Raw genomic sequence first — 13,036 nt, 5'->3', positions numbered from 1 at the left:
GGTCCCCTAAAGGCACTTAGCTTATGACGAGCGTTCTACAGAAAGTGGGGAAGTCAAATCGCCCCATTTTGGCAGTGGTTATGGGAGTTTCAGGGTGTGGAAAGTCCACTTTAGGTCATGCGCTGGCAAAAAAGCGCGACTGGTGCTACCTGGATGCCGACGATTTCCACAGCGCCCAATCTCGAGACCATATGGCCTCAGGGAAGCCGCTGACAGATGAGATGCGCAAGCCTTGGATCTCGGCAATTTGTCAGAGGCTGCGACTGCTGTCCAATGATTGCACGCATACTGTGCTGGCCTTCTCTGGCTTAAAGAAAGCCCACAGGGAGCCACTACGTCACTGTGGCTTTGACGTGATCTTTTTGCACCTTGCCGGCGATCGAGAAATCGTGGCTCAACGTTTGCAGGCGCGTACCGACCACTTTATGCCGGTCAGCCTCTTGGACAGTCAGCTGGCTGCTTTAGAGGCTCCCGAAAACGAAGGCGATGTCTGCTCTTTGGCTATTGATGCCTCAATCAATGATCTCCTGGATCAGTCTGATCGACTAGTCGAACAGCGTCTTGTTGCTGCCCAGGGCTTATAAAGGTGTGGTCCGCTCGTGAAGAAAAAATCACCGTTGGCGAGATGGCGTCGTGAGCGAATTATAGGGACTCTGCGTGTGCGTTTATATCATCCCTGGTATTGGCGGGTGACATCCCGGACCAGAGACAAGTAGGTCTCCTGTAACGAAGTCGGTTTCCAGTCTTTTCGATAGGTCAGGCCAATGGGACGGCTGGTGCCGCTCAGAGCGCTGGTTAGCACGGCCAGTGTACCGGCGCGGATTTCGTGCTCGGCTTGTCTGGCCGAAATGATAGCCGCCCGGTCGCTCGCAAGAAGCAGGCTTCGGATTGCGATCAAAGAGCTGCATTCAATAACCTGGTCCGGCGGACTAAGCTCTTGGCTGGTAAAGAAAGCGTCGAAATTCCGCCTACCTGGTGCCGTCTGGACAGGGGCGATCCATTGCAGCTTTGCGAGCTCGCCGGCGCTGGGTTGTGGGGCCGCGAGTGCAGGGTGCCCGGCCCGAACTACGATGGATAGCGGGTCCTCGAATAAGCATTCTTGGCGGATTTCATTGGTGGGGGCGGGAAATCGCAGAGCCCCGATAATACAGTCGAGTTGGCCGTGCAGTAGGGCATTGAGCTGTTCGTGATAGGGGCCTTCGACAATGCGCACTTTTGCGTATGGGTAGAACTCAAGCAGCCGGGTAACTGACGCGGGAAGCAAGTGCGTCCGGGCAAGAGGTAGGGAGCCGATGGACAGTTGGCCCTGGATGCGGCCATTGAGCTCGTCGATCTCTTCAAAGCCTTGTTGAATTTCCGCGAATGCAAGGCTTGCCAGCTGTGCCAGCCGCCGGGCTTTGTATGTGAGGTCGACACCCTTGATGTTGCGTATGAACAGTGTGTGTCCGACGACTTTTTCAAGGTCCTTCGCCGCCCGGTGAACCGTCGGTTGCGCCAGCCCCAAGTGGTCTGCAGCAAGACTGAACCCGCCCGTTTTTACCACGGCAACCAGTGCTCTTAGCTGGGTTGTCGTGATTGATCTGGAAAAGGGCGCGCCGACTTTTCTATTCGGGGCCGCTTGAACCTTTTCGAACGCTTTCAGGTGCTCTAGAGCCCGATTAACGCGCTCGATAAAGACGCGTCCGAACTCAGTCGGAAACATGCCAGTGGCTGAACGGTAAAACAAGGGCTCGCCGATATCTTGTTCGAGCTTGTGTATCGCCTGTGTTGTCGCCGATTGTGACAGGTATATCGCTTCGGCCGTTCGACTGACGCTTCCGAGTCGGGCGACTTCGGATACCACGTGAAGGTGTCGAAGATTGGGTATGTCGGACATCATTCTGAATCCTGTTAATTATTAGCAATATAGCAAAAATCAATATCCAGGGACAGTCTTTGAACATCATTTTCTATGGGCTTGTGTGCGAAGATGGTGCTGTTTCTTAAAGATAGATGCCGGATGCCGATCCGGCCCAGTAGAGGTGCTGAACATGCCAGTTGTGGTAACCAGGATAGATCGTGTAGAAGAGGCGGTTGTGGCGGGGTTTCAAGACTTTGGCGTCGCCACCGTGCACGAAGCTCAAGGTCGCAAGGGGCTGATGGCCTCTTACATGAGACCCATATATCGACCCGTACAGATTGCCGGGCCAGCCGTTACCTGTGAGGTGGCTCCGGGTGACAACTGGACGATCCATGTGGCTGTAGAGCAGTGCCAACCGGGGGATGTTTTGGTAGTGACACCGACCAGCCCCTGTGAAGACGGTTTTTTTGGTGACCTGTTGGCGACGTCATTAAAGGCCCGCGGGGTCCGCGGCCTAATTATCAATGGCGGCGTCCGCGATATTGCCACTCTGACCGAAATGCAGTTTCCGGTTTGGTCGAGGGCGGTGTATGCGCGAGGATGCGTAAGGGAAACGGTGGGGAACGTCAATGTGCCCATCGTGTGTGCCGACGCTCTGGTCAATCCGGGAGATCTGATCGTTGCTGATGACGACGGTGTGGTCGTAGTGCCTCAGCCTGATGCGAAGAATGTCCTTGAGAAAACCCAGGCACGCGAGGCGTTGGAGGAGCGCAAACGACTGCGCTTCGAGGCGGGCGAGCTGGGTCTGGATATGTACGACATGCGTGAACGCCTGAAAGAGAAGGGCGTCCGCTATATTGAATCGCTTAAGGATGCATAGTGTCATGCTGACCGCTGTGCCTTCCACTCTAATGCGAGGTGGAACCTCCAAGGGCTTGTACTTTCTCGCTCATCATTTGCCGACGGACGCTCAGGCTCGTGATGCGATGCTGTTGGCGGCCATGGGCTCTCCAGACGAGCGGCAGATCGATGGCGTGGGTGGTGCCCATCCTTTAACCAGCAAGGTTGCGGTGGTCGGTCCCGCCAGCAGACCGGATGCTGACGTTGACTACCTGTTTCTACAAGTGAAGGTTGATCGCGCCGAAGTCAGTGACAGTCAGAATTGTGGCAACATTCTCGCTGGTGTCGGCCCCTTCGCGATAGAGCAAGGGTTGGTGCCGGTCACAGGAAAGGAGACACAGGTGAGAATTCACCTCGTCAATACCGGTAGTGTTGCAGTCGCGCGGGTGAAGACCGAGGGGAAGCAGGTTGTTTATGAGGGAAATGCGCGGATAGATGGCGTTCCCGGAACCGCCGCGCCGCTGATGCTTGATTTTCTTGATGTCGCGGGCTCCAGTTGTGGCTCGCTTTTGCCAACGGGTAGTTGCAGCGATTGGATTGAGGGCGTGGAAGTTACCTGCATTGATAACGGCATGCCCGTGGTGGTACTCAGTGCTGCCGATTTTGGTCTGACTGGTTATGAATCGCCTACCGATTTGGAGAACAATGGCGAGCTCAAAGGACGCCTAGAAACGATCCGATTGCAAGCGGGCACAAGAATGAACCTTGGCGATGTCCAAGACAAAACTGTACCCAAAATGACTTTGGTTGCCCCGGCTCGAAAGGGTGGGTTGATCTGCACCCGAACCTTTATCCCGCATCGGGTGCACGAGGCGATCGGTGTTCTGGGTGCAGTCAGTGTGGCAACCGCCTGTGTGGTTCCTGGCTCTGTAGCACAACGCGTGGTTGGTAAGATCGAGGAAGGCACTCATGCCCTGGAAGTGGAGCACCCGACCGGGTCTTTCACCATTGAGATGGAATTTGCATCGGACGCCTCCGGCATCAAAGTCAAGCGCTCAGCTTTGCTGCGTACTGCGCGAAAGCTGATGCAAGGCGATGTATTTGTTCCGAACAAATGGAGCCAACCGTGATCTCCCGTATTTGTTTGCTCGGTTTTGGAGAGGTCGGGCAGGTTCTGGCTTCGGAGTTGGGCGCCTTGTCGGCTGTGACATTGGTGATCCATGACAAGCTGTTTTCCGATGGCGCGAGTGTACCGAGCCGCGCCGCCGATAAGGTCCCTCGGGTTGAGCGGGTCGCTGAAGCCGGACGTGCGGCTGCAGGTTGTCAGCTGGTGATTTCGGCTGTGACGGCGGAGGAAAATGTGCAGTCCGCTAAGGCTGTTGTGGAGGGTCTTGAGCCGGAGGCCTGGTTTCTTGATTTGAATTCCACGGCCCCCGAGACCAAACGACGGGTAGCAGAGATAGTGGAAGCGGCGGGTGGCTATTACGTAGAAGCAGCGGTCATGGGGCCTATTGAACCCATGCGCCTGGCGGTGCCAATGCTTCTAGGTGGACCTCGGGCTAAGGCGTTTCAACCCGTAGCGCAGGGCCTGGGGCTGAAAGGAGCCTCTTTTTACTCGCCAGTGTTGGGCGCGGCTGCGGCCACCAAAATGTGTCGCAGTGTGATTGTGAAAGGACTTGAAGCTCTGGTGGCCGAATCCCTGCTGACAGCGCGTTACTACGGTGTTGAGGAGAGCGTGCTTGATTCGCTCGGAAACCTGTTCCCGGGCGCGGACTGGCCCGACCTGGCCCGTTACCTAATTTCCAGGAGTCTTGAACATGGCGCACGGCGCGCGGCGGAGATGCGGGAGGTTGCCAAAACGGTAGGGGACGCGGGTATCGCCCCCTGGATGACCAGGGCTTGCGTCGAACGTCAGGAGTGGGCCGCGGACTTCCCCGCCGCACTGGAATCGCCGGACCTGAATACCATGCTGGATTATATTCTTTTCCAACAATCTGAACCTGTCAAAGAGGCCACATCATCATGATCATTGACTGCCACGGACACTATACGACCGCGCCGGATGCGCACCAGGAATTTCGAAAACAGCAGCTCGCCCGGATGGATGATTCCGATTTACCCATGCCCAAAAGAGCGTCGATCAGTGATGATGAAATCCGAGATAGCATAGAGCAGAACCAGTTGAAGCTACTGCGTGAACGCGGTGCAGATATGACGATCTTCTCGCCCCGCGCCTCCACTATGGCCCACCACGTCGGGGATGAGGCGATATCGAAACAGTGGACCAGTGCCTGTAATGACCTGATACAGCGTGTGGTTGAGCTTTATCCGGACTATTTTATCGGCGTTTGCCAGCTTCCGCAGTCGCCGGGTGTGCCTATTGAAAATTCGGTGGATGAGCTGGATCGCTGCATCAATGACCTCGGCTTCGTGGGCTGCAATCTCAATCCGGATCCCTCCGGCGGGCACTGGACTGCACCGCCGTTGACCGACCGCCATTGGTACCCCTTTTACGAGAAAATGGTGGAACTCGATGTTCCGGCCATGATTCATGTGTCATCGTCCTGCAACCCCTGCTTTCACGCTACCGGGGCGCACTACATTAATGCCGATACCACCGCATTCATGCAGTTTATCGAAGGCGATCTGTTCAGGGATTTTCCTGATCTGCGTTTCATTATTCCTCACGGTGGTGGCGCGGTGCCCTACCATTGGGGCCGCTACCGCGGGCTCGCCGACATGCTCAAACGGCCGCCCTTGCCGGAGCATGTCATGAAAAACGTATTTTTCGATACCTGCGTTTACCATCAGCCCGGCATTGATCTGCTGTTTGAAGTGATCGATATCGACAACATTCTGTTCGGCTCGGAAATGGTGGGCGCCGTTCGCGGTATCGACCCACAGACGGGCCATTACTTTGATGACACCAAGCGCTACATCGACGCGCTCGCTATTCCCGATCACGACAAGCGAAAGGTGTTCGAGCTGAACGCGAGACGAGTGTATCCGCGCCTGGATTCCAGTTTGAAAGCGAGGGGAAAATGAGTACATTCACCATGGACCCGGATTGGCTGCCGTTCCACCCCAGCCCATCCAAACCCAAATTTAGTGTTCCTGCAGGGGCGGTAGACGCGCACTGCCACGTGTTCGGACCCGGGGACCTATTTCCCTATGCACCCGAACGCAAGTACACGCCCTGCGATGCGCCCAAGGAGAAGCTCTGGGAACTTAGGGATTACCTGGGATTTGACCGCAATGTGATTGTGCAAGCTACCTGCCACGGCGCTGATAACCGAGCCCTGGTTGATGCCCTGGAAAACTCGAACGACAAAGCTCGGGGAGTTGCCACCGTCCGGCGCGAAATCAGTGATGCGGAACTCAATGACCTGCACCGGGCTGGAGTCAGGGGCGTGCGTTTCAATTTTGTAAAGCGGCTGGTCGATGTCCTTCCGCACGACACTTTAACGGAAATTGCCGAGCGTATTAAACCCCTGGGCTGGCATATCGTTATCTACTTTGAAGCACAGGAATTGCCTGACCTGTACGATGTTTTCGCCGGGTTGCCCACCACGGTGGTGGTTGACCATATGGGGCGCCCTGATGTTGCCAAAGACATCGATGGGCCGGAATTTGAGCTTTTTATGAAGCTTATGCGGGAGAATTCCCATATCTGGTCGAAGGTCAGCTGTCCGGAACGACTATCTCAATCGGGACCACCCTCATACGCTGATGTCGTGCCGTTTGCACGGCGTATCGTCGAAACGTTTCCCGATAGAGTTTTGTGGGGCACTGACTGGCCTCACCCGAATATGAAGTCCCATGTGCCTGACGATGGTCACCTGGTTGACTACATACCGTCGATTGCACCGACCGAAGAGCTGCAGAGAAAACTATTGGTCGATAACCCGCATCGACTTTACTGGGCCGAATAGGAGGCGCGTATGTCACTGGATAAACCTTACGACAATATACCAGGAACCGTCATTTTCGACGCGGACATGTCCCGAAAAGGCTTTCACCTGAACCAGTTTTGCATGTCCTTGATGAAAGCTGATAACCGTGCACGATTCAAGGCGGACGAGAAGGCGTATCTGAATGAATGGAAAATGACCGACGAACAGAAGCAGGCGGTGCTTGATCGAGATTACAATCGGATGATGGCGCTTGGAGGAAACATCTACTTTCTCGCTAAAATATTCTCCACCGATGGTCTCAGCTTTCAGTACGCTGCGGCTACCATGACCGGTATGTCCCAGGAGGAGTACCGGGACATGATGTTGGCGGGTGGCCGAAAACCGGATAACGAATCAACTGGGGATCAAACTGATGAGTAAAATTACCGCAGGGGTCACTACGTCCCATGTGCCAGCGATTGGTGCTGCCCTGGACTTGGGTAAGGATAAGGAGCCCTATTGGGAAGCTGTGTTCAAGGGCTACGAGTTCTCCAAAAAGTGGATCGCCAACGAAAAACCGGATGTGGTTTTCCTGGTCTATAACGATCATGCATCGGCTTTCAGTCAGGAGATTATTCCCACTTTTGCGATTGGGTGCGCCGAGGAGTATGCCCCCGCCGATGAAGGTTTTGGACCCCGGCCGGTTCCCGTTGTCAAAGGACATCCGGAGATGGCGTCGCATATTGCGCAGTCCGTTATTCAGGATGATTTCGACCTGACGATTGTGAACAAAATGGACGTCGATCATGGGTTAACTGTCCCTCTGTCCTTGATGTTTGGCCAGCCCGACCAGTGGCCCTGCAAAGTCATCCCTCTGGCCGTGAATGTTGTGCAGTATCCACCACCGTCGGGCCGCCGCTGCTATATGTTGGGTAAAGCGATCCGTAAAGCCATTGAGAGTTACGATGATGACCTCAACGTTCAGGTCTGGGGTACGGGTGGAATGAGCCACCAACTGCAGGGGCCCCGTGCGGGTCTCATCAATCAGGAGTTTGATAATGACTTTCTGGACAGGATCGTCAACGATCCTGACGAACTGTCAAAGATGCCCCATCTGGACTATGTGAAAAAGGCAGGCTCTGAGGGCATTGAATTGGTGATGTGGCTGATTATGCGGGGTGCACTGAATGATGATGTTGAGCAGATCCATCGTTTTTATCACGTCCCCGCTTCCAATACGGCAGTGGGCCATCTGATCCTCAATAACCGGTAATTGCAATGCGGGTTGCGCGAATTTCCCACATTCTCAAGTACAGTAGGAGAACAGTATGAAAGCTATTCTTGCAGGCGCAGGCGCGTTTGGCGTAAAGCACCTTGATGCCATCAGAAAGATTGATGATGTCGAAGTGGTTTCCGTTGTAGGCCGAGATCTCGACGCCACCCAAGAAGTTGCAGATAAGTATGGTATCGGTCACGTTACCACGGATTTGGCAGAAGCCTTGGCGCAGCCGGGGGTTGACGCCGCCATTCTATGCACGCCGACCAGCATGCACGCGTCTCAGGCGATACAATGCATGGAAGCGGGTGTGCATGTAGAGGTGGAAATACCACTTGCCGACAGCTGGGAGGATGCTGAGGCCGTCGATGCAATGCAGAGAAAGACCGGGTTGGTCTGTATGGTCGGACATACCCGGCGCTTCAACCCCTCCCACCAGTGGGTGCACAACAAGATCAAAGACGGCGAGCTCAATATTCAGCAAATGGACGTACAGACATTCTTTTTCCGCCGAAAGAACATCAACGCGCTCGGCCAGCCTCGGTCTTGGACAGACCACCTGCTTTGGCATCACGCCGCTCATACCGTTGATCTGTTCCGCTATCAGACTGGCGAGGAGATTGTTCAGGCGAATGCAGTGCAGGGCCCGATCCATCCGGAGCTGGGCATTGCAATGGATATGTCCATCCAGTTGAAAACCACATCCGGCAAGATCTGTACGCTGTCTCTGTCGTTCAATAACGACGGCCCCTTGGGGACTTTTTTTCGCTACATTTGCGATAACGGAACCTATATTGCCCGGTACGACGATCTGGTCACCGGCCGGGAAGAGCCGATTGACGTGTCTGAGGTGGATATTTCCATGAACGGCATTGAGATACAGGACAGGGAGTTCTTCGCGGCGATCCGTGAGGGGCGGGAGCCCAACTCGAGCGTTGGCAAAGTTTTGGCATGCTACCGGACCCTGCATGATATCGAGCAGCAACTGGCTAACGGTTGAGTAGTGAAATTTTCAAAAAAGTGTTTGGAGTATGTCCATGGATAGCCGAGTAATTGGTGGAGTCGAGGTCGCCGAGATAGGCCTTGGTTGTATGAATTTGAGTCATGCCTACGGTACTCCACTCTCCAGACCGGATGCCGAACGGTTATTGCATAAAGCGGTCGATTTAGGGGTGACCCATTTCGACACGGCCGCGCTGTATGGTTTCGGTCGCAATGAAGAGTTGGTCGGCGCAGCACTAAAGCCGGTGCGGGATCAGATTTTCCTGGCCAGTAAATGCGGCATGACTGGCGTTGATGGGAAGCGGGTCATTGATGGGCATCCGGAGACGCTGAAGAAGACTTGTGAGAGCGCCCTGAAAAGGCTGAAGACGGAGGTCATCGACCTGTACTACCTGCACCGCTGGGACAAATCCGTGCCCATTGAAGAGAGTGTGGGCGCCATGGGTGATCTGGTGGCGGAAGGGAAAATTCGAATGGTGGGGCTCTCGGAGGTTTCCGCGAAGACCTTGAAGCGGGCTCATGCGGTTCACCCGATTGCCGCAGTGCAAACAGAATACTCGCTGTGTTCCCGAAACGCCGAAGTGGCGGTACTGGATGCCTGCCGCGAAATCGGGGCGGCCTTTGTGGCTTTCTCCCCTTTAGCGAGAGGTTTGCTGGCCGGTCTGAAAGACGATGCCAGTCGCTTGGTCGAAGGCGATATTCGTCGCAATATGCCGCGCTTCCAGGAGCCAAACTTCTCGCGTAACCTCCGCCTCATGTCTTCATTTTCCGCTCTGGCCTCGGCGCTTGACTGTACCCCGTCCCAGCTTGCTCTGGCCTGGCTACTGCAAAAAGGAAAGCACATCATCCCAATCCCGGGTACTACCGATGTCAATCATTTGAAGCAGAATATGGCGGCTGCTTCCATTCGTATACCCGTGGATATCAGCGAGCGACTTGAAACTTTGTTGTCGCCAGGTTCGATGTACGGCAACCGGTACCCGCAGGCCGCCATTGCGGAGATCGATACAGAAGAGCTGGTATTGTAGCTTGCCGGATTTCTTTATGGTCGAAAGTGCGGAGCGTGCGGTCTAGCCGCGCGCTTGCGTGGCTTAAAGGTCGAGCACCAGACGTAACTGATCATTGGCGGCCTGCTCTTCCTCGGTCTGATGCTGGGCATTCTAGCGAGTGTTTTTTTTGAATCCTCTACTTTATTGATTTGTGCTATCGCAGGTCATTCAATTTTCTGATGTGGGCGGTTAATTCGCTGCGCCGATAGTTTATATCCGTATTCCCGATTTGAACTACCCGAGATCGCTATTTACTCTATCTACTTTAACCCTCGATCTGAGGGCGCTCGGGTGAGTGTTCACTAAGTCCCCAAAAGGTATAGCTATGAATGTTCTGATAAAGGGTTTTTGTTGTTTTCTGGCTCTCGTAGTGATCGGCTGTTCGAGTGAAAAGCCTGTTGCCGATACAGCACCGGAAAAAATGGACCGACCCAATATTCTTCTGATTGTGGCGGACGATCTAGGCTATACCGATATCGGTGCCTTTGGCGGCGAGATTCCCACCCCTACGCTCGACTCCCTGGCGCAATCGGGCGTTATGCTTACTGACTTCTATGTGGCACCTACCTGTTCCCCCACCAGGGCAATGCTGATGTCCGGTACTGACAATCACCGGGCGGGGCTGGGTGCCATGGCTGAATTCATGCAGGCTGCGGCTCCAGAGTTGATGGGAAAGCCTGGTTATGAAGGACACCTGAATGATCAGGTGGCGCCCTTGCCACAGTTGCTGAAAGACGCGGGCTACGATACGTATATGACCGGTAAGTGGCACCTGGGCCTGGAAAAAGAAACCAGTCCGGCTGCCCGCGGCTTCGACAAGAGCTTTGCTCTCTTGCATGGTGGATCCGGGCATTTCTCGGATCTGGGTCTGGGAGCGGATACCCCCAAAGCCCTTTACCGGGAAAATGGCGAGCTGACGGAGTTGCCCGACGACTTCTACTCCACCCAGTTCTATGCCGAGCGCATGATCCAGTACATCTCAGACCGGGAGAATGCCGACAAGCCCTTTTTCGGCTACTTGGCCTACACCGCGCCTCATTGGCCGCTGCAGGCGCCGGAGGAATCGGTCGCCCGCCACGAGGGCCGCTACAGTGAAGGCCACAAAACCATCTTGGCTGAGCGCTTGAAGCGCCAAAAGGCCTTGGGTCTGATTCCGGCCGATACTGACATCGAACAATACATGGCCATGGTGCCGGACTGGGATTCGCTATCCGAACAGGAGCAGCGGGTTGCGGAGCGGCGCATGGAAATTTATGCGGCCATGATCGAAGACATTGACCGCTATACCGGTAAACTGGTTGACCGATTGAAGGCGATGGGCGAGTACGAAAATACCCTGATCCTGTTCATGTCCGACAATGGTGCCCAAGCAGGTGGTTTACCGACGTTCTACCAATGGGCGGCCCAATGTTGTGACAACAGCCATGAGAACATGGGCAAGTCGGACTCTTATTTGTTTCCCGAGGAGGAGTGGGCGCGGGTGAGCACCGGTATCTTCAAAGGTTTCAAAGGCCAGGTTACCGAGGGAGGGATTCGCGCTCCGGCTATCCTGCATTATCCCCGGGCCGGCATAAGCGGTGGGCGCTACGGCCAGTTCCTGTCGGCCAAGGATGTGCTGCCGACCCTGCTCGAGTTTGCGGGCACTGAGCATCCCGGAACGCGCTATCAGGGGCGCGAGGTGCATCCGGTCCAGGGCAAGTCATTTGCCCCCGTGGTGTTCGGTGAGCAAGCAGCCGTTCATGCCGACGACTACAACATGGGATGGGAACTGTTTGGTGATAAAGCCCTGCGCCGAGGCGACTGGAAGCTGGTGTTCGACTCCAGGGGTGACAGGAAGTGGCGACTGTACAACCTAGCGAAAGATCCCGGCGAGCGCGACGACTTGGCGCAGCAGGAACCGGAGCGATTCAAAACCCTGATGGCGGAGTGGGAAGAGTACGTGGAGGATAACGGGGTAATTCTCAAGTACGACTAGATCTTTGAGGCTGCTGTGCGTCGCGCCCGCAAGACGCCGGCCTGGCCAAGAAGTGATACCGACAAGTAGCCCGGCGCCAAAATTTGACAACAAAGGCAACTATTTACATGTCGAGAATTTCATTCAAAGACTGGCGGCAGCCGACTGTCGGCATTTGTCTTATGGTGCTGGCCTCCGGCCTCGCCCTGGCAGGCTGTGACTCGGATCAACCCGGTATAGAGAACAGTGCACCGGAGGGTATGGTGTTGATCGATGGTGGCAGCTTCAAAATGGGGATCGAACACCCGATGATGCCAGAGGGTGCGCCCGTTCACGAGGTTAGGGTAAGCCCCTTTTATATAGGCAAAACCGAAGTGACCAATGCGGAGTTTGCTGCGTTTGTAGAGGCGACAGGTTATGTCACGGTCGCCGAGCGGCCGATTGATCCGTCGGACTTCCCCGGAATGGATGAGTCCGTGCTGGTTCCCGGCTCTGCGGTATTCGAATCGCCTTCGCAGCCAGCCCGCAGCGACGACGTGCGCCAGTGGTGGGAGTTTCGTTCCGGTGCCAGTTGGCGTCGTCCCGAGGGGCCGGACAGCGATATTGAGCAGCGCATGGACCACCCGGTTATCCACGTTGCCTGGGAAGATGCTACGGCCTACGCCGAGTGGGCGGGCGGGCGCCTGCCCACGGAAGCCGAATGGGAGTTTGCCGCCCGCGGCGGACTGGAGGCTGCCGAATTTACCTGGGGGGACGAGCCCGAAACAGCCAATAACTACCTGGCTAACACCTTCCAGGGGGATTTCCCGTACAACAATACCGCTGCGGACGGATACACTGCGGCTGCCCCAGTAAAGTCATTCCCGGCAAATGGGTACGGTCTGTACGACATGAGTGGCAATGTATGGGAGTGGGTGAGTGATTGGTACGACCCTACCTACTATGGCCAACTCGCGGCAGCTGACGCGCCGGCAGACAATCCCTCTGGCCCCCTCGAAGCACCGGCGGGTAGTCCGCCGATGAAAGTGCAGAAAGGCGGCTCTTTCCTGTGCACCGACCAGTACTGCGGTCGCTATCGCCCCGGCGCGCGCGGGCGGGGTGACCCCCAGACCAGCAGTAATCATCTGGGGTTTCGCGTGGCCCGGGATGTGGCGTCTGAGTAGCCGTTCCTACCGTTAGCTG

Annotated in this window: 13 protein-coding genes; 12 read left to right on the top strand and 1 reads right to left on the bottom strand. The window is 55.6% G+C overall.

The genetic code is table 11. The features are described from left to right. Positions 1 to 23: 23 nt before the first annotated feature. Positions 24 to 584, top strand: a complete 561-nt coding sequence (locus DKW72_RS11390) for a gluconokinase (RefSeq protein ID WP_111642490.1) — start codon at positions 24 to 26, stop codon at positions 582 to 584. A gap of 86 nt (positions 585 to 670) precedes the next feature. Here the strand turns inward: DKW72_RS11390 and DKW72_RS11385 are convergent, their stop codons facing one another. After that, positions 671 to 1,876, bottom strand: a complete 1,206-nt coding sequence (locus tag DKW72_RS11385) for a LysR family transcriptional regulator (RefSeq protein WP_111642626.1) — start codon at positions 1,874 to 1,876, stop codon at positions 671 to 673. A gap of 154 nt (positions 1,877 to 2,030) precedes the next feature. Between DKW72_RS11385 and DKW72_RS11380 the strand changes: the two genes are divergently transcribed. The 11 genes from DKW72_RS11380 to DKW72_RS11330 all read left to right on the top strand — a co-directional run bounded on the left by DKW72_RS11380 (position 2,031) and on the right by DKW72_RS11330 (position 13,017). Then, positions 2,031 to 2,720: a 4-carboxy-4-hydroxy-2-oxoadipate aldolase/oxaloacetate decarboxylase gene (locus DKW72_RS11380; RefSeq protein WP_111642489.1), complete on the top strand. Its 690-nt coding sequence runs from the start codon at positions 2,031 to 2,033 to the stop codon at positions 2,718 to 2,720. 4 nt (positions 2,721 to 2,724) lie between these two features. Further along, entirely contained in the window at positions 2,725 to 3,810 is a 1,086-nt protein-coding gene (locus DKW72_RS11375) for a 4-oxalomesaconate tautomerase (RefSeq protein ID WP_111642488.1), read from the top strand. Next, positions 3,807 to 4,706: an NAD(P)-dependent oxidoreductase gene (locus tag DKW72_RS11370; protein ID WP_232522387.1), complete on the top strand. Its 900-nt coding sequence runs from the start codon at positions 3,807 to 3,809 to the stop codon at positions 4,704 to 4,706. Before DKW72_RS11375 ends, DKW72_RS11370 begins: the two co-directional genes overlap by 4 nt. Then, positions 4,703 to 5,725: an amidohydrolase family protein gene (locus DKW72_RS11365; RefSeq protein ID WP_111642486.1), complete on the top strand. Its 1,023-nt coding sequence runs from the start codon at positions 4,703 to 4,705 to the stop codon at positions 5,723 to 5,725. Before DKW72_RS11370 ends, DKW72_RS11365 begins: the two co-directional genes overlap by 4 nt. Further along, a complete protein-coding gene (locus DKW72_RS11360; protein WP_111642485.1) occupies positions 5,722 to 6,612 on the top strand; it encodes an amidohydrolase family protein in 891 nt (296 codons plus the stop codon). The genes DKW72_RS11365 and DKW72_RS11360 overlap by 4 nt, the downstream gene beginning before the upstream one ends. A gap of 9 nt (positions 6,613 to 6,621) precedes the next feature. Beyond that, positions 6,622 to 7,014: a protocatechuate 4,5-dioxygenase subunit alpha gene (ligA, locus tag DKW72_RS11355; protein WP_111642484.1), complete on the top strand. Its 393-nt coding sequence runs from the start codon at positions 6,622 to 6,624 to the stop codon at positions 7,012 to 7,014. Beyond that, on the top strand, positions 7,007 to 7,846 hold the full coding sequence (locus DKW72_RS11350) for a class III extradiol dioxygenase subunit beta (RefSeq protein WP_111642483.1): 840 nt from the start codon (positions 7,007 to 7,009) through the stop codon (positions 7,844 to 7,846). The genes ligA and DKW72_RS11350 overlap by 8 nt, the downstream gene beginning before the upstream one ends. Before the next feature lie 55 nt (positions 7,847 to 7,901). After that, complete coding sequence (locus DKW72_RS11345) at positions 7,902 to 8,849, top strand: Gfo/Idh/MocA family oxidoreductase (protein ID WP_111642482.1); 948 nt, start codon at positions 7,902 to 7,904, stop codon at positions 8,847 to 8,849. 37 nt (positions 8,850 to 8,886) lie between these two features. Further along, entirely contained in the window at positions 8,887 to 9,879 is a 993-nt protein-coding gene (locus DKW72_RS11340; protein ID WP_111642481.1) for an aldo/keto reductase, read from the top strand. A 346-nt stretch (positions 9,880 to 10,225) separates the two neighbouring features. Further along, positions 10,226 to 11,875 (top strand): arylsulfatase, encoded by a 1,650-nt coding sequence (locus DKW72_RS11335; RefSeq protein ID WP_198411324.1) that lies wholly within the window; start codon positions 10,226 to 10,228, stop codon positions 11,873 to 11,875. Between the two features lie 107 nt (positions 11,876 to 11,982). Next, complete coding sequence (locus tag DKW72_RS11330; protein ID WP_198411323.1) at positions 11,983 to 13,017, top strand: formylglycine-generating enzyme family protein; 1,035 nt, start codon at positions 11,983 to 11,985, stop codon at positions 13,015 to 13,017. Positions 13,018 to 13,036 lie beyond the last annotated feature (19 nt).

Source organism: Marinimicrobium alkaliphilum, from assembly GCF_003259155.1.
In the GTDB taxonomy this organism is placed as follows: domain Bacteria; phylum Pseudomonadota; class Gammaproteobacteria; order Pseudomonadales; family Cellvibrionaceae; genus Marinimicrobium_A; species Marinimicrobium_A alkaliphilum.
The sequence above is the reverse complement of the archived record's forward strand: the minus strand, read 5'-3'. Positions and strand labels throughout refer to the sequence as shown.

Excerpts from the sequence above, each read along its gene's own strand:
- DKW72_RS11340 (WP_111642481.1), top strand. The coding sequence starts at position 8,887 with ATGGATAGCCGAGTAATTGGTGGAGTCGAGGTCGCCGAGATAGGCCTT.
- DKW72_RS11365 (WP_111642486.1), top strand. The coding sequence starts at position 4,703 with ATGATCATTGACTGCCACGGACACTATACGACCGCGCCGGATGCGCAC.
- DKW72_RS11350 (WP_111642483.1), top strand. The coding sequence starts at position 7,007 with ATGAGTAAAATTACCGCAGGGGTCACTACGTCCCATGTGCCAGCGATT.
- ligA (WP_111642484.1), top strand. The coding sequence starts at position 6,622 with ATGTCACTGGATAAACCTTACGACAATATACCAGGAACCGTCATTTTC.
- DKW72_RS11380 (WP_111642489.1), top strand. The coding sequence starts at position 2,031 with ATGCCAGTTGTGGTAACCAGGATAGATCGTGTAGAAGAGGCGGTTGTG.
- DKW72_RS11385 (WP_111642626.1), bottom strand. The coding sequence starts at position 1,876 with ATGTCCGACATACCCAATCTTCGACACCTTCACGTGGTATCCGAAGTC.
- DKW72_RS11375 (WP_111642488.1), top strand. The coding sequence starts at position 2,725 with ATGCTGACCGCTGTGCCTTCCACTCTAATGCGAGGTGGAACCTCCAAG.
- DKW72_RS11390 (WP_111642490.1), top strand. The coding sequence starts at position 24 with ATGACGAGCGTTCTACAGAAAGTGGGGAAGTCAAATCGCCCCATTTTG.
- DKW72_RS11335 (WP_198411324.1), top strand. The coding sequence starts at position 10,226 with ATGAATGTTCTGATAAAGGGTTTTTGTTGTTTTCTGGCTCTCGTAGTG.
- DKW72_RS11360 (WP_111642485.1), top strand. The coding sequence starts at position 5,722 with ATGAGTACATTCACCATGGACCCGGATTGGCTGCCGTTCCACCCCAGC.
- DKW72_RS11345 (WP_111642482.1), top strand. The coding sequence starts at position 7,902 with ATGAAAGCTATTCTTGCAGGCGCAGGCGCGTTTGGCGTAAAGCACCTT.
- DKW72_RS11330 (WP_198411323.1), top strand. The coding sequence starts at position 11,983 with ATGTCGAGAATTTCATTCAAAGACTGGCGGCAGCCGACTGTCGGCATT.